The 22,087-nt window shown below is 63.4% G+C and carries 19 protein-coding genes; 8 read left to right on the forward strand and 11 right to left on the reverse strand.

The features are described 5' to 3' along the window. Window positions 1–5 precede the first annotated feature (5 nt). The gene (locus E1H16_RS03080) at window positions 6–1,202 is read right to left on the reverse strand and encodes an acetyl-CoA C-acetyltransferase (RefSeq protein ID WP_134322193.1); all 1,197 of its coding nucleotides are present in this window, start codon (window positions 1,200–1,202) and stop codon (window positions 6–8) included. 54 nt (window positions 1,203–1,256) lie between these two features. Continuing rightward, window positions 1,257–2,693 carry an MFS transporter gene (locus tag E1H16_RS03085; protein ID WP_134322194.1) on the reverse strand — a complete coding sequence of 479 codons (1,437 nt, stop codon included), beginning with the start codon at window positions 2,691–2,693 and terminating at the stop codon, window positions 1,257–1,259. Window positions 2,694–2,840: 147 nt separating this feature from the next. Between E1H16_RS03085 and E1H16_RS03090 the strand changes: the two genes are divergently transcribed. Beyond that, a complete protein-coding gene (locus E1H16_RS03090; RefSeq protein WP_134322195.1) occupies window positions 2,841–3,749 on the forward strand; it encodes an alpha/beta hydrolase in 909 nt (302 codons plus the stop codon). Window positions 3,750–4,069: 320 nt separating this feature from the next. Beyond that, window positions 4,070–4,231 carry a hypothetical protein gene (locus tag E1H16_RS18335; RefSeq protein WP_166741598.1) on the forward strand — a complete coding sequence of 54 codons (162 nt, stop codon included), beginning with the start codon at window positions 4,070–4,072 and terminating at the stop codon, window positions 4,229–4,231. Between the two features lie 186 nt (window positions 4,232–4,417). Here E1H16_RS18335 and E1H16_RS03100 read toward each other — a convergent pair whose 3' ends face one another. Next, window positions 4,418–5,227, reverse strand: coding sequence for a fumarylacetoacetate hydrolase family protein (locus tag E1H16_RS03100; RefSeq protein ID WP_243837607.1), 810 nt, complete (start codon window positions 5,225–5,227; stop codon window positions 4,418–4,420). Between the two features lie 251 nt (window positions 5,228–5,478). Between E1H16_RS03100 and E1H16_RS03105 the strand changes: the two genes are divergently transcribed. From E1H16_RS03105 to E1H16_RS03115, 3 genes are all read left to right on the forward strand, one after another. Beyond that, a complete protein-coding gene (locus E1H16_RS03105; protein ID WP_134322198.1) occupies window positions 5,479–6,156 on the forward strand; it encodes a nitroreductase in 678 nt (225 codons plus the stop codon). Window positions 6,157–6,356: 200 nt separating this feature from the next. Continuing rightward, complete coding sequence (locus E1H16_RS03110) at window positions 6,357–7,391, forward strand: NAD(P)H-dependent flavin oxidoreductase (RefSeq protein ID WP_134322199.1); 1,035 nt, start codon at window positions 6,357–6,359, stop codon at window positions 7,389–7,391. Next, on the forward strand, window positions 7,388–8,596 hold the full coding sequence (locus E1H16_RS03115) for a YhjD/YihY/BrkB family envelope integrity protein (RefSeq protein ID WP_208378813.1): 1,209 nt from the start codon (window positions 7,388–7,390) through the stop codon (window positions 8,594–8,596). Before E1H16_RS03110 ends, E1H16_RS03115 begins: the two co-directional genes overlap by 4 nt. A 102-nt stretch (window positions 8,597–8,698) precedes the next feature. Here the strand turns inward: E1H16_RS03115 and E1H16_RS03120 are convergent, their stop codons facing one another. The 7 genes from E1H16_RS03120 to E1H16_RS03150 form a co-directional block, all read right to left on the reverse strand. Continuing rightward, window positions 8,699–9,817 (reverse strand): Rv3169 family protein, encoded by a 1,119-nt coding sequence (locus E1H16_RS03120; RefSeq protein WP_134322200.1) that lies wholly within the window; start codon window positions 9,815–9,817, stop codon window positions 8,699–8,701. Window positions 9,818–9,913: 96 nt separating this feature from the next. Next, complete coding sequence (locus E1H16_RS03125) at window positions 9,914–11,023, reverse strand: phosphotransferase (protein ID WP_134322201.1); 1,110 nt, start codon at window positions 11,021–11,023, stop codon at window positions 9,914–9,916. A gap of 112 nt (window positions 11,024–11,135) precedes the next feature. Beyond that, window positions 11,136–11,843 carry an ABC transporter ATP-binding protein gene (locus tag E1H16_RS03130; protein WP_134322202.1) on the reverse strand — a complete coding sequence of 236 codons (708 nt, stop codon included), beginning with the start codon at window positions 11,841–11,843 and terminating at the stop codon, window positions 11,136–11,138. Continuing rightward, window positions 11,827–12,549, reverse strand: a complete 723-nt coding sequence (locus E1H16_RS03135; protein WP_134322372.1) for an ABC transporter ATP-binding protein — start codon at window positions 12,547–12,549, stop codon at window positions 11,827–11,829. Before E1H16_RS03135 ends, E1H16_RS03130 begins: the two co-directional genes overlap by 17 nt. Next, on the reverse strand, window positions 12,539–13,636 hold the full coding sequence (locus E1H16_RS03140; protein WP_134322203.1) for a branched-chain amino acid ABC transporter permease: 1,098 nt from the start codon (window positions 13,634–13,636) through the stop codon (window positions 12,539–12,541). The genes E1H16_RS03135 and E1H16_RS03140 overlap by 11 nt, the downstream gene beginning before the upstream one ends. Further along, window positions 13,633–14,514 carry a branched-chain amino acid ABC transporter permease gene (locus tag E1H16_RS03145; RefSeq protein ID WP_134322204.1) on the reverse strand — a complete coding sequence of 294 codons (882 nt, stop codon included), beginning with the start codon at window positions 14,512–14,514 and terminating at the stop codon, window positions 13,633–13,635. Before E1H16_RS03145 ends, E1H16_RS03140 begins: the two co-directional genes overlap by 4 nt. 41 nt (window positions 14,515–14,555) lie before the next feature. Further along, window positions 14,556–15,743 carry an ABC transporter substrate-binding protein gene (locus tag E1H16_RS03150; RefSeq protein ID WP_134322205.1) on the reverse strand — a complete coding sequence of 396 codons (1,188 nt, stop codon included), beginning with the start codon at window positions 15,741–15,743 and terminating at the stop codon, window positions 14,556–14,558. 235 nt (window positions 15,744–15,978) lie between these two features. On the opposite strand from E1H16_RS03150, the gene E1H16_RS03155 reads away from it, so the two are divergent. The 3 genes from E1H16_RS03155 to E1H16_RS03165 are packed head-to-tail and all read left to right on the forward strand — an operon-like array spanning window position 15,979 to window position 21,333. Beyond that, window positions 15,979–17,589 carry an AMP-binding protein gene (locus tag E1H16_RS03155; RefSeq protein WP_134322206.1) on the forward strand — a complete coding sequence of 537 codons (1,611 nt, stop codon included), beginning with the start codon at window positions 15,979–15,981 and terminating at the stop codon, window positions 17,587–17,589. After that, the gene (locus tag E1H16_RS03160) at window positions 17,582–20,782 is read left to right on the forward strand and encodes a carboxyl transferase domain-containing protein (protein ID WP_134322207.1); all 3,201 of its coding nucleotides are present in this window, start codon (window positions 17,582–17,584) and stop codon (window positions 20,780–20,782) included. The genes E1H16_RS03155 and E1H16_RS03160 overlap by 8 nt, the downstream gene beginning before the upstream one ends. Next, window positions 20,776–21,333 (forward strand): TetR/AcrR family transcriptional regulator, encoded by a 558-nt coding sequence (locus tag E1H16_RS03165; RefSeq protein WP_134322208.1) that lies wholly within the window; start codon window positions 20,776–20,778, stop codon window positions 21,331–21,333. The genes E1H16_RS03160 and E1H16_RS03165 overlap by 7 nt, the downstream gene beginning before the upstream one ends. A gap of 105 nt (window positions 21,334–21,438) precedes the next feature. On the opposite strand, the gene E1H16_RS03170 is transcribed toward E1H16_RS03165, so the two are convergent. Further along, complete coding sequence (locus E1H16_RS03170; protein ID WP_134322209.1) at window positions 21,439–22,050, reverse strand: TetR/AcrR family transcriptional regulator; 612 nt, start codon at window positions 22,048–22,050, stop codon at window positions 21,439–21,441. Window positions 22,051–22,087: the final 37 nt, after the last annotated feature.

A 22,087-nucleotide genomic window follows, 5' to 3' on the forward strand; every position in this document is an offset into this window, starting at 1 on the left:
AAGACCTACGCGCGCTCGAAGACGGCGGCCATACCCTGCCCCGAACCGACGCACATCGTCTCGAGGCCGTACTTGACATCGCGACGCTTCATCTCGTGCACCAGCGAGGTCATGATCCGTACGCCGGTCGCAGCGATGGGGTGCCCGAGCGAAATGCCGCCGCCGTTCACATTGAGCTTGTCTGCCTCGTTCCAACCCCAGCCCTTAGTAACCGCGAGGACCTGCGCAGCGAACGCCTCATTGAGCTCGACCAGGTCGATGTCGTCCCAGCTCAGACCGGTCTTTTCGAACAACTTCGCGACCGCCGGGACCGGTCCCCAACCCATTGTGCCGGGCTCACAACCGACGGCAGTCCAGCCGCGCAGGAACGCGATCGGCTCGAGGCCGAGTTCGTCCAACTTGTCCTCGGCGACGATCAGACAAGCCGCGGCGGCGTCGTTCTGCTGCGACGCATTGCCGGCGGTGACTACGCCGTCCTTGCGCAGCACGCGCAGCTTGCCGAGAGTCTCCATCGAAGTCCCGGGGCGCATACCCTCGTCCTTTGCGAACTGGATCGGATCACCCTTTCGCTGAGGCACCTCGACCGGCACAACCTCATCGTCGAACAGACCCTTGTCCCACGCATCGATCGCGCGCTGGTGGGAGCGCACGGAGTACTCGTCGGCTTCTTCGCGGGTGACGCCCTGCTGCGCGGCCAGGACATCGGCGGTTTCGATCATTCCGCTGATCTCGCCGTACCGCCACGTCGGCTGCGAACGTTCCCGACCGCGATCGAGACGGTCATGCAGCGTCATCCCGCCCGCGCGAGTGCCCCAGCGCGCGCCCGTGGTGTAGTGCTCGATGCGGCTCATCGACTCGGCGCCGCCGGCGATCACCACGTCCGCGGCGCCCGACTGGACCATCATCGATGCCGTAGCGATCGACATCAGCCCGCCCGCGCAACGGCGATCGAGCTGCATACCGGGCGTCTCGGTAGGCAGGCCCGCATGCATCGCGACCCAGCGACCCAGGCACGGCGTCTCTCCGTTCGGGTAGGACTGCGCGAAGACGACGTCCTCAATCAACTTCGGGTCGACGTCCGAACGCTTCATGACCTCCTTGACGACGGTCGCGGCCAGGTCTTCGACGGGTACGTCCTTCATCGAGCCACCGAAGGTGCCTACGGCGGTGCGGACGGGGTTCACTATGGCGGCTCTGCGCATGGGTATCTCCTTGTTCATTGCGTCTGCGATTGAGGGTACTTACCGACCGAACCGTCAGTTGGTGACGGCTTCTGCCACAGGAGTGGTGACGATCTCGCGCGGCTCCTTCGGAATGAACGCACCGAGGGTGTACGCCACGGCACAGGCGATGACCGCGAGCAGGAAGCACAACTGGAAGGGGTTGAGCGGGCCGTACGACGTCCCACCCACCACGAACGCCGAGGCCAGGATGCTGCCGTGTATGGCGGCCGCGAGCGAAGTACCCATCGACCGTGCGAGCGTGTTCACACTGTTCGCGGCGGCGGTTTGCGTTTGTGGCACGGCACTCATGATGAGGGTGGGGGCGGCGGCGTACGACAGGGCGACACCCGCCCCGACGAACATCGCGACGATGATCAGTTCCCACGCGGCGTTGACCATGAACACGCCGATCGCGAACCCGACACCGATCACCGCGATCCCCGACCTGAACGCAAACCGAGCTCCGCGTACCTTGATGAGCTTCGCCCCGGCTGGTGACAACACCATCATCAGGAAGCCCATCGGAGCGGCGCATAGGCCAGCCACGACCATCGAGGTCCCGAACCCGTAACCAGTGTCCTTCGGCGCCTGCAACAGTTCGGTGACCGCCATATTGCACGTATACATGGCGAACCCGACGAGGATTGATGCGAGATTGGTGTAGCGGACGGTCGGCTGCAGGGTGACCGGAATGTCGACCATAGGGTGCGGCGCGCGTCGTTCGACCTTCGAGAACATGAGGCCGAACAGCATCGCCACCACGAAGCACGCGTAGACGCGCCAGTTTCCCCAGCCCCAGTCAGCGGTTTTCGTCAACCCGAACAGCAGCGATATCAGCATTCCGGAGAACGTGATCGCACCGAGGATGTCGAACGATCCGCCGGAGCGCACGGCAGACTCGGGGATGAAGAGGACGACAGCGAGGCACGCGATCGCGCCGAACGCGGCGGAGCCCGCGAACAGCACGTGCCAGGACAGGTGCTGCGCGACGATAGCGGAGATCGGGAGTCCGATCGCGCCGCCGATGCCGAGGGTCGCGCTCATCAAGGCCACGGCCGAACCGAGCCGTTCTTTAGGCATGATGTCGCGCATCAGGCTGATTCCGAGCGATATCGAACCGAGCGACATTCCTTGCAGAGCGCGTCCGACGAGCATCGGAGCGAGGCTACTGGACAGCACACATACCAGCGATCCGATCACCATCATGGCCGTGGTGATCATCAGCATCCGGCGCTTGCCGATCATATCGCCAAGCCGTCCGGCAATCGGGGTGAACACCGCGCCAACCATCAGCGTCACCGTCAGCACCCACGTCGCACTCTCCCGGGATGCGCTCAAGATGCCCGGCAAATGCGGAAGTAGTGGTACGACGATCGTCTGCATGATCGAGACGGTCATACCGGTGAAGGCCAATATGGCGATCGCCAGCGAAGGGTTCGCGGCCGGTTCTTGTTCGTTCGTTGAGTTCATCGGATCCTGAGTCGCGGTGTCGTCGGGTTATCTGCCGACATTCGTTTCGTAGTGCTAACGATCGTACGCCTGCGCTTCAGCTAGGCGGAACCACCGGGTTCGCCGATGCCGGGTACGGTTCGATAGACGTCCCTAAGGAGGCCCGATATGCCCGTCGATCCCGAGGTCCAAACTGTGCTCGACGCCATCGACGCGGCCGGCAACCCACGGCTCTATATTCCGGGCGAAGAGGCGGCGGCTCGCAACTCCTATCGGGCCGCCGGGCTGGCCGCTCCCAACAGCCTGGAGGGTCTGGATGTCCGCAACATCGAGTTACCGCTCAGTGGCCGCACATTGCCGGCGCGCACCTACCAGTTAGGCGAGCCGAAGGCGACAGTGGTCTTTTTCCATGGCGGCGGCTGGGTGGTCGGCGACCTCGACACGCATGACCGGCTATGCGCGCGAATCGTGCGCGACACCGGCGCGATGGTCGTCTCGGTGGACTACCGACTCGCACCCGAGGATCCATTTCCCGCGCCGTACGAGGATTGCTGGGATGCGTTCGCCTATATCGAAGCGCGCCGAGGCGAGTTCGGTGGCCCCAAGATCGCTGTCGCCGGCGATTCAGCGGGCGGCAACCTCGCCGCGGCTGTCGCACACCAAGCGCGGGACGAAGGCGTCGCGCTGGATGCCGCGCTGCTGCTGTATCCCGCGCTGGACTGCGAGGGGCAGTATCTTTCCGCGCAACAGAACGCAAGCGGGTACCGATTGACGGCGGACGATATGAACGCCTTCATCGCAGCGTATGCCGACGGCGCCGACCGCACGGATCCACGGATGTCGCCGATGTACGGCCAACGCGAAGGGCTTTGCCCGACGGTTATCGGGGCCGCGGGCTATGACCCGCTACGGGACGAATCCACGGCGTACGCCGAGGTACTGGCAAAGTCGGGAGTGGACGTAACGCTGCGCCTCTACCCCACGCTGATCCACGGGTTCTTCGGCATGGCCGCGGTTTCGAAAGCGTGCGACCAGGCCGCCGCCGAACTCACCGCCGACCTCGCGCGCTACCTCTAACCTCCTCCCCGAGCTTTCATCTCAGATGTGAGTTCTTGTCTCCATACGGGACCAAAACCAACAACCGAGATGGGCTTGGTAGCCACAGCCGACCCGCACCCATTCAGTTCCCGCCAGCCGCGGCTCCAGGTGATTACCCAATTCATTGGGCTGACTCTCGAGCGATGCAGGGACAGGTTTGTATGCGTGCCGAATTCCCGCCAACCTCGCCACTGGGCGGAGCTTGCAGACGAATTCGGCGCGCGTGTCAGCGCAGCTCGCCGAAGCGCGGTTTAACCCAGGAGCGCCTCGGTCAGCTCGCGGGCATCAGTCGCAATCAGGTGCAGAACATCGAGCATTCGCGCAACAACACAAAGGACCTGCGTGGCCGACCTGGCGCTGGAAACCCGACGATGGATACGGTCTTCCAATTAGCGAATGCGCTGCAGGTCGACGTATCGTTTCTGATCTTCGGCAACGGCAACGGCGACATCGACGAGTAATCCCGATCGCCCGGCCATAAGCCGAGCGCGGCGCGCCATGGTCGCGGGCGCCTGTGACCACGACACCTCCGCTCCGCTCACACCTCGCCCCGGCCGATGACCGGGCGCGCGCTGCGGTCGGTGACCGGAGGGGTGACCACTGCGATAGATGAGCCGGAAGGCGCGAGCGGAGCAGAGGTGGTGCGACTACTCGGAGGCGGTGAAGACCTGGCGCATCTCACCTATGCCTTCGATGTGCGATTCGAGCACATCCCCCGCGCGCAGGAACTGCATCGGCTTGCGGCCTTGGCCGACGCCGGCAGGAGTGCCGGTAAAGATCAAATCGCCTGGGTACAACTCGACGATCTTCGACAGGTCCGCGATCGCCCGCGAAACGGGAAAGATCATATCCGCGGTCCGGCCGTCCTGCATCACCTCGCCGTTGACCTTCGAACCTAGCTTGATGTCGTCTTTGTTCGCGAACTCGTCGACGCTGACCACGACCGGGCCCATCGGGGCATAGTTGCGATACGACTTCGCGAGCGAGAACTGCCGGGTCCCGCGGCCTTGGTGACGACGCGCCGAAATGTCCTGTCCCATGGTCAATCCGGCAACGTGATCCCACGCTGCGGCCTCGGCGATATCGCGCCCACCCTTACCGATGACCGCAACGAGTTCGACCTCCCAGTCGATAAGGTCACCCTCGACCAGCGCTACTTCGGCGATCGGGCCGCAGAAGGACGACGACCATTTCGTGAAGACCTGGATCTCCTCGGGAATCGCCAAGCCCGTCTCCTCGGCGTGATCGCGGAAATTCAGCCCGAGCGCGAACGTCTGCTTCGGGAACGGCACGGGAGCCTGGAAATCTTCGGGTGCGAACTCGACAGCGTCTGCCGCATCGGCTCCTGTTGCCCACGCGGTGAACTCGTCCCAGCGGTCGTAGATCGCGCTCGGGTCAGCGCTGAACTTGCCCTCGCTCACCTGCTCGACGTCCACCCCGGTTGTCGCCGTCGTCATCAGCTGTAGTCGACCGCCCACGTTCGCAATCCGCATCTCGTCCCGTCCCGTTCATCCGTATTGAGTCGTGCCAGCACCCCGCATCGTCCTATCCCGCGGTCCAGTTTTGGGCGCGTGGTAGACAGATCAGGTGACTGGACGCACAGTCTAGAGACCACTACACGGGTTCAGTGACACCGCCAGCCGGACCAACTCGCGTCATGGTCAAGGTGAGCACTCGATGAGAACCACATGAAGGGGAGACGCACAGCGTGAAGTACGACGAGGTAGTGCACGGACGACGCAGCATCCGCGGCTACAAACCCATCCCGGTTCCACAGGACGTGATCCGCGAGGTCGTTGAGATGGCGATGCGCGCGCCATCCTCGATGAACACCCAACCGTGGCATCTGTATGTCATCACCGGCGAACCGCTGGATCGAATCCGCAAGGGCAATACCGAACGAAACCTGGCGGGCGTGCCGCACTCGCGGGAGTTCCGCACCCACGACAAGTACGAGGGTGAGCACCGCGATCGCCAGGTCGGTATCGCCAAGCAGTTGTTCGCCGCCATGGGGATCGCCCGAGAAGACAAAGACGGCCGACAGGACTGGGTCCTGCGTGGATTCCGTCAGTTCGACGCCCCGCTGTCGATCATCGTCACGTACGACCGCGAACTCGCCGGCAACGACATCGCGCCATTCGACTGTGGTGCGATCGCCAATGCGCTGGTCAACGCCGCCTGGTCGCGTGGTCTGGGGTGCGTCATCAACAGCCAGGGCATCATGCAGTCCCCAGTGGTACGCGAGCATGCCGGCATCGCTGACGACGAAGTCATTCAGATCTCCATCGCGATGGGCTACCCGGACGACGATTTCCCCGCTAACGCGGTCGTCTCCGAACGCAAATCTATCGACGACGCCGTCGTCTGGGTCGGATTCGACGACTAGCACCACATGACTGCTCATAACGCAGCCTGAGAGGCCGTTCATCGCGCTATACGAGATGAACGGCCTCCTGCTCTGCGTTTTGGGTGCGCTCGAGCGTCCACGTTGCCAAAGCCACGCAAGCACCCTTGATGAACACCGGCATAAATCGCGCCGCGGTTAAGATTTCAGGGTTCCCAACCGTTCCATGAGGGAGGCGACCCATGCACTTCGAGTTCAGCACGCTTCAGCACCCGATCGTTGGTGCACCGATGGCTGGAGCCTCCACTCCGGAACTCGCCGCGGCCATCAGCGAGGCCGGCGGGCTGGGCTTCATCGCCGCCGGCTACAAGTCCACCGACGCCATGCGCAGCGAAATCGAACGGACCCGTTCCCTCACCACCAAACCGTTTGGCATCAACCTCTTCACCCCGCAACGCCAGCGCTCGGCTGAGCTTGCCGACGATTTACAGCAATACGCCGAGGTGCTCGCCCCATTCGCCGCACGGGTCGGCGCCGAGGTCGGCGAACCGCGCTTCAACGACGATGAGTTCGAGCAGAAGATCGAGGCCCTGATCGCCGATCCAATCGCGATCGTCACCTTCACCTTCGGCGCGGTAGCAGCCGACAGCATCGCGCGGCTGCGTCGCGCCGGCTCAGCCGTCGGATTCACCGTGACCAATGCCAGCGAGGCGCGCAACGCCGAGCGCCTCGGCGCGGACTTCGTGATCGCGCAGGGCGCCAACGCCGGCGGGCACCGTGGGGTGTGGTCGGTCAGCGCCGAGCCCAACTCTAAGAACGCCGTCGACGTCGTACGACGGATCCGGCCGGTCACCGAACTGCCGATCGTCGGCGCCGGTGGCGTCGGCAGCGGGACGGACGTACGCGCGTTGTTGGAGGCCGGAGCTCAAGCCGTCGCTATCGGGACTCTGCTGGTCGCCGCAGACGAGAGCTCATCGCCGGAGGCGCACAAGGACGCGCTGACCGACGAACGTTACCCGGACGCCGCCGTGGCTCGGACATTCTCTGGGCGCTACGCTCGCGGTCTCGCGAATGAACTGATGCTGGCCGGCGAATCCGAGGCACCAGGCGCATATCCCGATGTGCATTACATGACCGCACCCATCCGCAAGGCCGCCGCACGGCGCGGCGATGCGTCACTACTCGCGTTGTGGGCCGGGTCCGGCCACCGCAACGCCGTCCGAAACCCCGCCGCGCAGATCTTCGCGAAACTCGTCGGCGAACTCGCCCAGACATGAACGTGACGGACCGAGGTTCTGACGACGTCCCTGATGAGGACGGCGTCACGCTTGGCCCAACAGCTGCAGCCCATCCGGACCGAGTCGCCGAACCCCAAGCCACCGACCCACGAGCCGCTGACCCTCGAGCCACTGGCCCCCGGGTCGCCCAGAGCCCCGCCGTGCAGGACGAATCTCCCAACAGCCCGGCGAGCGATGACGCCACCAGCGAGGGCATCGCAGCCCGGCGGCGTGACACCTGGACCCATGCTGTTCTCCCCAAGGTCAGTTCCGCCGATGACGGCAGGACCCGCTGGCACGATCCGGACCGCGGACCGGATCCCACCGCGACCGGACCCGTTACCCGCCGCTGGCGAAAAATCCTCGGGCGCACGATCTCCAAGGCTTGGGGCGACTCCCTGTTCGGGATGAGCGCGCAGGCAGCGTTCTGGTCGGCGCTGTCGACCGCACCGATGTTGCTGGCCTTGCTGGGTCTGTTAATCCCATTAGTCCGCGCGATCGACCCATCCTGGATACCGGCCGTCCGCGAGGAAATCTTCGCGCTCCTCAACAGCATCTTCACCGAGGAGGTCGCCGAGGGGCTTATCGGCAATGCGGTGGACACGATCCTTGACAGTCAGACGAGCGCGATCTCGATCGGACTTATATTGACGTTCTGGGCCGGCTCCTCGGCGATGGCGGCCTTCGTCGAATCCATCACGATCGCCTACAACCAGCACGAGGTGCGACATCCGGTCAAAGAGCGCATCTTCGCTCTCGGCCTGTACCTCGTCGCGCTCGTGTTCGGCATCGTCCTGCTACCGCTCTTGGCCATCGGACCCGACTATCTGGTCGGCTTCTTCCCTCAAGATGTCCAGGGCGACATTGACGTAGCGATCCAGGTGAGTTACTTCCCGGCCGTGGGCGTCCTGCTGATTCTGCTCCTCACGACCCTGTACAAGGTCGCGCCGAAACATCGGCATCCCTGGAAGCGCGGACTCGGCGGCGCCGTACTGGCCGCGATCGTGTTCATCGTCGCGTCGATAGGCCTACGCATCTACCTGCAGTACGTTTATTCGCACGGTCTGACCTACGGTGCGCTGGCGACGCCCATCGCCTACCTGCTGTTCTACTATTTCGCGGCGATCGCCATCATCATTGGCGCACAGTTCAACAATGCGCTGCTCGAGTACCACCCGCCGCGCAAGGTTTACGGCCGCACGTAGACCCAGGCCCCGGATCCCTCGCTCGGCATCGGGTTGCTTGATGTGCTCCGGGTTCACCGACGCTCCTGGCTCAGGATCGTCGGTGTCCACCGAGAAGATCGGCTATGGAACGGGCGGTTCGTTCAGCCCGGTAACCCCGGATGGTGCGTGTGGACCAAGCATGAACTGCTCGAACGCGCCAATGCCCACCTTGTCGCCCCAGGTGGCGCGCACGATCTGCTGTACGTGCAGATTAGGGATGTCGAGGTTGTCGAGCTGCTCAACGGCGTGCACCTCCCCATCTACGACGAGTTCGTCGCGCCACGCTCCGTGTTTGAAACGTGGGTGGCCATAGCCGGCGCCGCGCATCCGGAAGGTGAACAGCGGCTCGAGTTCGATGGCCTCCGCTGTTCCCGTTTCGGGGTGCGAGAAGCGAAGCGAGGCGTGCTGTGATCGCCGCAGCCCGGGGGCCCAGTCGATTTCGTGTCGCATGTCGCCGATGTGCCGGGCACCCGTCTCGGGACCGGTCACCGGATCATCCGCACCGATGACCGGCAGGATAGCCGCGGTCTTCGCCCACGGCTTGCCGTCGGCATCCTCATGCAGCATGTAGTGCAGGCAGACGTCGTCAAAGTTCAGCGGTGCCCAGAGGAAGAACAGTTGATGATCCGTCGGCTCGGGTGCCCGCGGAGCCGGTTCACCTACGGCTCGAATACCCCACGAGCGATCTTTGACGCCCCGTACGGTGTCGGCGGAGACCGCGATCTCACGGCCGTTGACCTCGATGGTGCCCTGCCACGACCCGAGCGATGTAGCACGGGTGACGTCCATCGCGAGCCGTACGCCGTTGTAGCGCGTGTGACGGGGTTCTTCACACGCAGCGGTGCGCGCGGTGAAGGTGAGGTCGGCTTTCAGAGATTGCTCCGGCGCATCAACAACGATGCGGTTGCGACGCAGCGGTTCAAGTATCTCGACGCGGATCGGTCCGACCTCGGTGCGACTGCGGTCCAGGGGCGCACGACCGGACGCGTACACGCTGCGCTGCTCACCATCGACCACGGTCGAGAACGCCGCATCGATGACACCGCGATTGGGGTAGAGACCCATCGCTACGGCGAAGAACATCTCCTCGTTGTAGCCGTTGAACCAGAACCGGTCGTAGAAGTCTGGATGTCCATCGCCGACCTGCGCCAGCGGCAATGCAGTCTGATGTAACGGGAAGTCGTCGTACGGCGTGAGCACGTGTCAAGCACCTTCTCTTCGTCGTCTGGGTGAACGTTCGTTACATCATGGCCGACACGCCACCAACGCGCTCACCCGGCACGCGCAGGAGTCGGCCTAGCCTCCGGCCAGTTCGACGGAACCTAGTTCGCGCGCGTGAGCTGCGTGCCGCTCGATCATCAGGGTGAACAGTGCGTCACCGCGCTCAGTCCGAATCGCCCGGATCGTCGCTGTCACCGCGACCACGAGGCCACTCAACGCTCCGAGCGCGTAGTCCTGACGCAACTGCGATTCGGTGTATCCGGTTACCCCGTAGCGATCTCGCAGGTAACCGAGGTACTCACCCAACAACTCGTCTTCGCTGCGTTGACGTTGATCGGCATCGGTTGCGCCGCCGATCAGATAGGCGATGTCATTGGGACCAGCACCCAACCCCAATGTCTGCCAGTCCACCACGATCATCGGCCGATCTGGGTTCTCCGGCGACAGCAGCAGATTGTCGGGACGGAAGTCGCCATGGGTGACCGTTGCCGGAGCCTCTGGCGTGCGGTGCACCCAGTCACCGATGACGGTGCCAAACCGTTCAACAGTGTCGATCGCGTCCGCACTGAGCCCATCGCCGAGCCGCGCGAATACCTCGGGGAGGTAGTCGCGGTAACTCTTGGCGGTGAAGTCAGCACCGTCCGGATTCCGGCCGGCGTAGAACGGGATCTTCGCCAGCTCCGGATCTCCCCATCGCGGGCCGTGGAATGCGGCAGCCTGCTCGATCGCGCGATGGATGTCGTCCATCGCGATGCCTTTGAGCTGGTCGCCGGCGCGGTATGCCGCGAGGTCCTCCATCAAGATGACGAAATTCAGCGATTCGCGATCGCTCGAGGCGTGAAAACAGGTCGGCCGTGCGACCTCGACGTACGGCGCGACGTCGTTGTAGAACGCGATCTCCGCGTCGTACATCCCGGTGTCGAACAACACCGCGGTGAGCTCCGGCTGCATACCCGGAATCTTGGCCACCACCGACGTCGGTTCACCGTTCGGCCGAGCCCATTCCAGCGTGAACCGCGCGCTACGGCCAAGTTGGCCGGTACCAATGAACTCCTCGAATCGGACCTCATCTAACTGCGCGTCGGCCGCGGCGACACCCGCCTGCACGAGCACGTCGCGCATCCAGGAGGGGTCCACTTCAGGTGTCTGTAGCGATACTCCCGGAGGGGGCATCGAGATCGTCATGTCGTCTCCCGCCAAGCTGACATCCGTATCAACTTATGTGACGGCCGACCATACGTAGCTCAGGTCACACCTGTCAACGTGTCGAGCAGCCGCTACTCAGCCAAATCCACCATTACACGCCGAGGTAGGCCTGGATAACGCGATCATCAGACAGCACCGCCTGCGGCTCGCCCTCGATGGTGAGTCTGCCGCCCTCCAGCACGACGACCCTGGTCGCACATCGGGACGGCACCAGCAGGTTTTGCTCCACGAGCAAAATCGTGGTCGTCGCCCCGATCCGAACGATCGTGTCCGCTACCTGCTCGATAACGATGGGGGCGAGTCCCTGCGACGGCTCATCGAGCATGAGCACCTGCGGCTCGGTCAGCAAAGCGCGTCCGATCGCCAGCATCTGTCGCTCTCCTCCGGAGAGGGTGCCAGCCATCTGGTTGCTGCGCTCCCCGAGCCGCGGAAACAGCTCGATGACCGAGTCCAGACGCTCCGCGAGCGTGCCCGAGCCACGGTTTACCGATCGTGCTCCGAGTTCAAGGTTCTCGCGGACCGACATCGACGGGAACGACTGCTGCCCTTCGGGCACCAGCGCCAGCCCCTTATGAACCCGCTCGTGGGCCGACAGACGCGTGATGTCGCGCCCGTCAAGTTCAACCTTTCCAGCCGATGGCCGAATCAGTCCGGCGAGCGTGCGCAGCAGCGTCGACTTACCGACGCCGTTCGCGCCCAGTACCGATACGACTTCGCCGGTGTCGACCTGCAGGTCGATTCCGTGTACGACCTCACGTTCGCCGTAGCCGGCGACCAGGCCCTCAACTCGTAGGCTCATGACTGCTCCCCAGGTAGGCTGCGCGAACGCGTTCGTTCGACTGGATCTCGGCGGGGCTTCCCTCAGCGATCAAACGTCCGCCTTCGAGCGCCACCACATGGTTGACGGTGCTCATCAGAAAGCGCATGTTGTGATCGACGAGCAGCACACTCGTGCCGTCGGCACTGATGTGCCTAATAAGTTGTCCGAGTTCGTCCAGGTCCGTTCCGGTCATCCCGGCCCCGGGCTCATCCAACAGCAAGACCGACGGCCCGGTGGACAATGCGATCGCCACGCCGAGGCGTCGCAACTGACCAAACGATAGGTTCCCCGCCTGTTCCTGAGCGAGGTGCGCCAAGCTCACCTTCTCCAGTACTTCGTGCGGATCGACCGCCCGCTTGGAATTGAGCCCGCCGGTCGCGACGTTCTCGATCACCGAGAACTCTCGAAACACCGTGGATCCCTGAAATGTTCGTGCAACGCCCAGTCGTGCTGCCCGGCTCAGGGTCCAACGATGAGCGCGGTCGTTGAACAGCACCCGGCCAGCAGTCGGCTGAATCATGCCACTGAGGACATTCACGATCGTTGTCTTGCCGGCCCCGTTGGGACCGATGAGACCGAGAATCTTCCCAGGCTCAACACTGATATCGACATCTTGAACAGCAGTCAGCCCACCGAACTGCACGGTGATCCCATCGGCGTGTAACCGTCCGCCCTCAGCCACCATCGGCAACCACCCCTGACGTCGTCGATCGCCGGCGGCTGGTCAGCCAGGTGCCGGCCGATTTGGCAAGTCCTACGATTCCGCCCGGCATAACAAGCATGACCACTAGCAGCAGCGCGCCGTACGCGAGCGCCGAGAGATCCTGTAGGTCTCTGAATATTTCTGGCATCCCGGTCACGATGACCGCACCGATGATCGGTCCGAGAACCGTACCGCTGCCACCGATCACCACCATCGCGAGCGGCCCGAACGATGCTGTCGCGAAGGTGAAGTTCTCCGGCAGGATGTACCCCATCCAGTGTCCGAAAATGACGCCCACCATCGCTACGAGCGCCGAGGCTACGACGAACGCCAGCCGCTTCTCCCGCGCTACCGAGATTCCCACGCTTGCGGCAAGTACCTCGTCCTCACGAATCGCGACCCAACTCGCACCGGTCTTCCTGCGTCGAGTCACGGACACCGCGACACACAGAGCCGCGAGCAGAATCGCTGCGAGAGCGAGGTACTCGGTGGGATCCTCGATACTGAACGGCTCAAGCATGAACGGCTTCGCCGCGCCGCCTAGTTCGATCGGCCCGGACGTCGACAAACCCGCGGTGCCACCGGTCACCGGAGTCCATACTCCCGCCACTTCGTACGCCACGAGAGCGAGGCCAGTGGTCAGCAACGCGAAATACAGGCCCTTCGCGCGGAAGATCACCGCACCCAGCAACCAGGTCAGGATCGCTGCAGCCGCACCCGCAACGAACAGCGACAGCCAACCGCTCCATCCCCACCTACCAGTACCCAGAACGCCTATATATGCCCCGACGGTGAAGAATGCGCCCTGCCCAAGAGCAAGCTGCCCAGCGAGCCCGAAGACGATGTTGAGCGTCGAAGCAACCAGCGCCCAAATCAACACCGCGGTGATCACATACTGCCCGTGGCTGTTGGCGGTACTCCCGATGAGGATCACGAGCGCGGTCGCGACGGCTGCGAACGCCAGTCGCCATCTCAGCCGGAACCCGAAATCGTCGCGCAGCCATGGCAGCCTAGGCCGCTCGATTCCCTTTTCTTCGGTGACATCCACCGAGTTCATCGTCGTCGTCATAACGTCACCTTCTGAGTGGAACGCTGTCGCACGGCACCTTCTGGCCTCAGCGTGAGGAACAGAACGAGTAGCGCGAAGACGACCGCGCCCTGGGCTGCGTGCGATACGTAACTGCCAGCGAGGACCTCAATCACCGCTAGCGCGAATCCGGCGATGACGACGGCGAGCATTCTGCCACCGCCGCCGATCATCACCACGATCATGAAACCGACCAGCGTTGGATGAAATCCCATCCGCGACTCCACCGCCACGCTCGGCGCGAGCAGCGCACCTGCGATTCCGGCGAGTCCCGCGCCGAACGCGAAGGTCAACGTGCCCAGGCGTTTCACGCTGATCCCCGTGAGTTCTGCAACCTCGCGGTTCTGGGCGAGGGCGCGCACCTGCTTGCCGTATCGGGTCCCGTAGACGATCCAGCCGACAATCGCAGATACGACCAGCACGATCAGGATGATGACGAGTCGGTAGTTAGTGATTCGCACCGGGCCGATCTCGATCATCCCGCTGATTGGAGCTGGAACGGCCAGTACGTCCTTCCCCCAGATCATCACCAGGATCTCCTGGATCACGATGGAAAGCGCCAGCGAGCCCACCAGCACCGTTACCAGGGTTCGGCGGCCCAGTCGACGAAATACGCCAATCTCCAATAGCGCGCCAACAGCGGCGACACCGAGTGCACTCAGCACGATCGACAGGAAGAAATCCATCTCCAAACCGACTACCAGCGTGTACTGAAAGAACGCGCCGAGTGCGTACATCTCACCGTGCGCGAAGTTCGGGATATGGAGCGCACTGAACACGAGAAAAAGTCCGAGTGCGACGAGTACATACGCTCCGCCCAAAACCAGCCCGTTTACGACCTGCTGCAGGAACAGCGACATCCGTTCACCTCGTCTCGCCAGCTCGGACTACGAAACACTGACTAGTCATCGGTAGGTACCCACCCCGTACCCATTTCCCAGACGGCGGTGTATGCCGGAACCTTGACTTTTCGGTCCTGGAACACCAGCCCACCGTCCTGCGGGGTGAACTGGTTGAGCGTCGTCGCGTTGAGATCCTCGGCGTTGATGCCCGACAGCGCATCCGACAACGACTCCTTGTCGAGGCCCTCCGTCGCTTCAAGCGCAGCCACAACGGTCATCATTGCGTCGTACGAGAAGGCGCTGTAGCCGCCGGCCATGTCGCCGAGCTCGTCTTGCAGTTCGATTGCGGTCTCGTTGCCCTGCGTGACAAATGGCCCGAGGTCGTACGCCGGCGCCACCCGCAGGACGTCGTTGAGCTGGTCCTCGCCGCCCATGATGTCCAACTGCTGATCGTTGGTCAGGGTCGCGCTCCACAGCAGCGTCGTGTCTCCGCCAATATCGCGCATCTGCTTGTTCAGCAGTGCCGCCTCAGTCGGATTCTGTCGCAACATGTAGAGATCCGCGTCCGCGTCGATAACTTCAGCTATCTGCGAGTTGAAGTCGGTATCACCAAGTTTCGCGCTCTGATCGGCGACGAGTTCGCGGCCGGAATCCTCGATGATCTGCACCAGCGGGTCATGCGATGCCATCAACGCGGTGTGGGTCTGATCCGTGATCATCGCGATCTTCTCGAACTCCGGATGCGCCTCGAGGAACACCTTCGTCTGTTCCAACATCTCCGGCTGCCCACCAGCAGTCTGGAAAACATTCGGGTTCGCCGTCGCGCCATCCACGGTCGCCGAATAGATTATCCACACGGCATCTGATTTGCCCATTTGCGGTTGTACCGCGCTGGTAGAGCCCGAGTTGAACGGGCCAAGAATGATCGAGTTTCCGTCATCCAGCGCCTGCCGCGTCACCGATACCGCGCCCTCGGCCTTGCCTTCGTCGTTGTAGACGTTGAGTTCGAGTTCACGCTTCTTGCCGTCTACTTCAACGCCACCGTCCTCGTTGATCTGGTCCACGACGTACTGGAACGTAGCGACGTTCGTCTCGCCGTACACCGCCGAGGGGCCGGTCATTGGTCCAATCGCGGCGATCTGAATCGGCCCGTCCCCGTCATCGCCGTCTCCGGAACAACCCGCGAGCGCGAGTGTCGCCACAGCCATTACCGCCATGAATCGCCGACGGCCACCAACTTTGAACATGTCTGTCCCCCAGAGTTTCTGGATTTTCGGGCTACGGAGGGAATCCCCGGCCCTGGGTTGCGATGACTATAGGACGCACCTTACAGTCGAGTAAAGGCACGGAATCAACTTTCTTTGACGATCCATTCACCGATCCGAGCCAGGCTGGTGGTGCTCGCACCGCTGGCCATCTTGGCGATCACGGATGGCCCTCCGAATCGTCAGACGCCACATATTCAACAGAAGTGAGGTTCCTATGACTGGGCTTCCCGCGTTCGAGAATCGAACGCTGAGCTTCGCCTTCGAGCGGGTGTTACACGAACGGCCCGAAGCGATTGCGTTCATCAATGGCGACCAGCAGCTCACGTTCGAACAGACGCACCAAAAGAGTCAGCAGGTCATCGGCGGGCTATCGAGCCTGGGCGTCGATCGTGGGCTACCGGTCGCGCTGCTGATGAACAATTCGATCGATATGCAGCACGCTCTGGCCGGAATCTGCCTCGGCGGCGGCATCCAGGTGCCGGTAAACACAGCGCACCGCGGCCAGTTCCTGACCCACGTGCTCAACGATTCCAGCGCAGACACACTCTTCGTCGAAGACGAGTATCTCGACCGCGTTGAGTTCGTCGCGGACGATCTTCCGCACTTACGCACACTGATCGTCCGCGGCGATATCCGAGCTGCCGACTCTCTCGCGGGACGTTTCCGCGTCGTCGGCTACGAGGAAATCCAGCAGTCCGATCCGACGGCGCCAGCAGCAAATCGCGCCGACGAACTGATGGCGTACATGTACACCTCCGGCACTACCGGTCCGTCGAAGGGCGTGGAAATCTGCCATGTGCACGCGTACACCTACGCCTCACGTGAGGACGCAGCCTGGCAGCCGACTCCGGACGATCGAGTGCTGGTCACCCTGCCCATGTTTCACTTGGCGGGCCAATGGGTGGGCTGCTACGGATCGATCATTCACCAGCATTCGTGCGTGATCGAACCAGGTTTTTCCGCGAGTCGCTTCTGGCCAACCGTCCGCGAGCACGGCATCACGTACACGACGCTGCTCGGAGCGATGGCCGAAATCCTGCAACAACAGCGACCGAGGTCCGACGACGCCGATAACCCGCTGACGTACGCGACCATGCATCCACTCGCCACCGATGTTCTTGGATTCGCCAAGCGGTTCGGCATCGAGATCGGAACGGGCTACGGGATGAGCGAGATCGGCGGCGTGATGTCCAATACCTGGGCCACGCTGGTTCCGGGGGAAGCCGGACTCGCCCGCGACGGCTATGACCTGAAGGTCATGCGCGAGGATCACACCGAGGCAGATGTCAACGAGGTCGGCGAACTATGGGTCCGGCCCGAGGACCCGCGAATGGTGCTCCGTGGCTACCACGGCTTGCCTGAGAAGACCGCCGAAACCGTGATCGACGGATGGGTGCATACCGGAGACGCGTTCAAGGTCGATGCCGATGGCCACTACTTCTTCATCGATCGTATGAAGGATGCACTCCGTCGCCGCGGCGAGAACATCTCGAGTTTTGAAGTGGAGAAGGCGATCAATGAGCATCCCGACGTGTATGAGAGTGCGGTCGTAGCGGTGCCGTCGGAGCTTTCTGAGGACGACATCAAGGCCGTCATCATCCCGCGCGAGGGCACACAGATTGACTTCCTCGAACTCACGGAGTTCCTCGCGGTACGCATGCCATATTTCATGGTCCCTCGGTACTTCGAGGTAGCCACAGACCTACCCCGCACACCTACCCAGAAGGTTCAGAAGCACGTGCTCCGAGGCGCCGGGACATCCGGTGACGTATGGGATCGGGAGGCTGCGGGTGTACGAGTCACTAAGGACGGACGAATTGCCTAAGTTACTAATTGCCAACCGCGGCGAGATTGCTATTCGGATCATCGACGCTGCGCAAGGTCTCGGCTACCAGACCGTGGCCATCGCGCCGGAGGATGATCAGTCTTCGCCACACGTCGCCCGCGCGGACGAGAGCGTGTTGTTGCCGGGCGCGGGACCGGCGGCATACCTGGACGTCGAGGCAGTGTGCGCCGCCGCGCGCACCAGCGGCGCGGACGCCGTACACCCCGGGTACGGCTTCTTGTCCGAGAACGCCGAATTTGCCCAGCGCCTCGCCACCGACGGTGTCACGTTCGTCGGGCCGTCCGTAGCAGCATTGACGGCGTTCGGCGATAAGGCGAAGGCGCGGGAGCTGGCGGTGCAGTGCAATGTGCCCCTGCTGCCTGCGACCGACGGACCCGTCAGCGCAGCGGAAGCTGCGCAATTCCTCTCCGGGCTCGGCGACGGGGCCGCGGTCATGCTCAAGGCTGTCTCGGGCGGTGGCGGACGCGGTATGGCACCGGTCTTCGATACCGCTGAGGTTCCGGCCGCGTTTGAGCGATGCTCGGGCGAGGCGGCGGCGTCCTTCGGTCATGGCGCGGTGTACGCCGAGCAGTTGCTCGCCGGCGCCCGGCACATCGAGATCCAAGTGCTCGGTGACGCCACCGGCGCCGCATGCGCCGTCGGCACCCGTGACTGTTCCATCCAGCGGCGCCGCCAGAAAGTCATCGAGATTGCGCCCGCGATATGGACCGACGATGATCTATTGGCCAAGATGCGCTCGGATGCCTGTCGCCTCGTCGCCGCAGTCCCGTACGCGGGTCTTGCCACCGTCGAGTTCCTCGTTAGTGGCGAGCGCTACTACTTCCTTGAGGTGAATCCTCGCCTACAGGTCGAACACACGGTGACCGAGGCGGTCACCGGCGTCGACCTGGTCGATGCCAGTTTGCGGATCGCCTCTGGGGACACGCTGACTAAGCTCGGCCTGCGCACCGCACCAGCCGAGACTGGTGTTGCGGTTCAGGCGCGGGTGAACGCCGAGACGCTCAGTGCCGACGGCACGCTAGTGCCCAGCGGGGGCGTGCTGAAGCAGTTTGGTCCGCCGACGGGCCCGCACGTGCGCGTGGATACGTATGCGCGGGTGGGCGCCGCGGTCAACCCTCGCTACGACACGTTGCTGGCCAAGGTGATCGTGACGGGCACCGACTTCGCTGTGGCCACCACGCGGCTCCGTCGCGCATTGGATGACCTCGTGGTAGATGGCCCCCGCACTAATCGGCAGCTGCTGCGCGCGATCACGGCCACAGATGACTTCCGCGACGGAGCCATGCACACCGCATATCTCGACGGGAACCTCGCCGAACTGCACGTCGAAGACGACGGGCCCGCCCCGACTGCGCCACCGGACGCGGCCGCCACCAGCGATCTGGGCGCGCCTGACGTACCGGACGACGCGTTCAGCGTTCCCCTCCAACTGAGCGGGACCGTCGTGTCGGTCTCCATCAACGAGGGCGACGTCGTCCACCCCGGTCAAGAACTACTCATCGTGGAAGCGATGAAGATGCAGCATGCCGTCATCGCCAAGGACGGCGGGCTGGTACACCGAATCAGCGCGGCTCCGGGGGAATTCCTGGAAGAAGGCAGTATCGTCGCGTGGCTGCGACCGGCCGAACTCGGTGAAACGAGCAGCCAGGTAGCCAAAGAACAGGACCTGGACGAGATCCGCGCCGACCTCGCCGAATCCATCGAGTTGCATCGCTACGGACTTGACGAGGCCCGAAGCGACGCCGTCGCACGTCGGCACGCGAAGGGACGACGTACTGCCCGGGAGAACATTGACGCACTCGTCGATGCCGGCACGTTCGTGGAGTACGGAGCGCTGGCGATCGCCGCGCAACGCGCCCGCCGCGATGAACAGGATCTGCGCGAGAACACCACGGGCGATGGCATCGTGCTCGGCACCGCTCAGGTCAACGGCACGCCCATCGCAGTGTTTGCCTACGACTACACCGTGCTCGCGGGCACCCAGGGCTATGCAAACCATCGCAAGATGGACCGCCTATTCCGGGTCGCGGAGAAGCTGCAACTGCCGATGGTGGTGTTCGCCGAAGGCGGCGGCGGCCGGCCCGGTGATACCGATAAACCCGCTGGCCCCGGGCTGATCAGCGACACGTTCCTACTTATCTCTGCGATGGCGGGCCGCGTGCCCATCGTCGGGGTCGTCGCCGGCTACAGCTTCGCGGGCAATGCCGCGCTCCTCGGCGCTTGCGATGTCATCATCGCCACCAAGGACAGCAGCATCGGTATGGGCGGGCCGGCGATGATCGAGGGCGGCGGGCTCGGGGTGCATCATCCTGCCGACGTCGGGCCAATGGACGTTCTCTACCCCAACGGTGTCGTCGACATCCTCGCTGAAGATGAACATGAGGCCGTCGAACGTTGCAAGTCGGTCCTCGGATTGCTCGCCAACCAGTCCAGCGAGGTCACGGGCGTCCCCGACCAGCGCTCACTGCGGCACATGGTTCCCGAGAACCGCCTACGCGCGTATGACATCCGCCCAATCATCGACACCCTCACCGATGAGGGAAGCCAGGTCGAACTGCGCGCAGGCTTCGGCCACGGCATTATCACCAGCATCGCTCGGATCGGTGGACAGGCCGTCGGCATCATGGCAAACAATCCGCTGCATCTAGGCGGGGCCATCGACGCGCCGGGCTCCGACAAAGCCGAGCGGTTCCTCACGATGTGCCAGGCGCGCGGGCTGCCGCTCATCAGCCTGTGCGATACGCCAGGGTTCATGGTCGGACCCGAATCCGAACGGGACGCCGCCGTACGCCGATTCGGCTCGATGTTCGTTGCCGGGGCGCGGCTGAGCACGCCACTGATCATGGTCGTGACTCGTAAGGGATACGGCCTCGGCGCGATGGCGATGGGCGGCGGTAACCTGCACAACCCGTTGCTGAACGTTTCGTGGCCCACCGGAGAGTTCGGTGGGATGGGCCTCGAGGGCGCTGTCCGGCTCGGTTACCGCAAGGAACTCGAGGCGATCGACGACCCGCAGGCCCGCCAGCAACGCTACGAGGAACTGCTACAAGCCATGTACGATGCGGGAAAGGCCGTACGAATGGCGGCGGCGTACGAAATTGACGACGTCATCGACCCGGCCGACACGCGCTCACTGATCCTGCAGACGCTGAAGGTGGCCAGCCATTGTTAGACCGGCGTCAGTCGATAGCCGAGGCGGCGAGCCATGTGTTCGCCGACCTCGGCTACGCCCAGGCGAGCATCACTGCGATCGCCAAGGCATCGGGGGTCACGCGGCCCACGGTCTACACGTATTTTGAATCCAAGTATGAGATCCTGCGGACCGTCGCCGAGCAGATGCGCGATGAACTTCTGCAGGCCCAGGAGAACGTCACCGATGATCCTGAGGAGATCCTGCGGACGACGACCCATGCCAATCTCACTCAGTGGTCGCGCAATTTCGGCGTTCTCACGGTGATCCAGCACGAGGCCCTGCACGATCCGGCCTTCGTGCGTCTGCTCGACAACATCAACTCCCGCGCCACCCGGCGGCATCGTCGGTTCATCGAGAAGTTGACCGCTGACGGTCGCGCAGAACCCATGTTGGCGCCACAGGAGATCGTGCAATTGCATCTCGGCGCCACGCAACGGATGGCAATGCTGGTGTGGCGTGACCCCAAGAAACTCGATGTACATGCCGACGCGCTTTACCGCTCGTTGAAGGTCCTCATCAATCTGAAGTAACAGCGCCACAGCGGGGTTGTCAGTGGAAGCGCGCAAACAATCGCGCTCCCCGCAGGCAACCCCGCTCTAGGCCAGCTGGGGTGGGCGGTCGACGACCCAAGAGATCTACGAGCGCAACGCCGCGAGGGTCATATGCACCAATACCGGCTTGACGGCTACCGGATCTCCGTGGCGGACGCTATGCGGGGTGGAGTTCAGCAATCCGATAGCGGCCTGTGCCTTCAATCGCGCGACGGACCGATCGGGCGTGCGTGCAGCCGCCTCGTCCAGCAACACCAGTTGGTCGACCCAAAGTTCCACGTAATCGCGCTGCGCACGGCGTACCGGGCCCGCGAATTCCTCCGGAAGAGTGGCGAGGTCGCGATTGTGCACCCGGATCCGGTCCGTTTCCTCGAGCGCGAAGTCGGCGTGGAAATCAACCAGCGCCTCCAGCGCCACGCCCGGCGATGCGGACGCTGCAACGCGAACGCGTCCGCCGTCGAGTAACCGCACGGACACGTCCTCGAGTACGGCGGTCAGGATCGCGACCTTGTTGGAAAAGTGCCGATAAAGCGCCGGCCCGCTGATCCCGACCTCGGATGCGATCTCCTCCAGCGACACGCCTCGGAAGCCCTTTCGAGCGAACAGCCGTGCCGCCTGACGCAGCAATAAATCGGTGCGTTCGGCCTTCTGACGTGAGCGAGGACCAGAAAGGTCGGTGGCGTTGGATATGGACACGCCACCAACAGTACGTTAGATTTTTGGGTTAGTGAAT

Origin of the sequence: Cumulibacter soli (assembly GCF_004382795.1) — a bacterium.
Classification (GTDB): Bacteria; Actinomycetota; Actinomycetes; order Mycobacteriales; family Antricoccaceae; genus Cumulibacter; species Cumulibacter soli.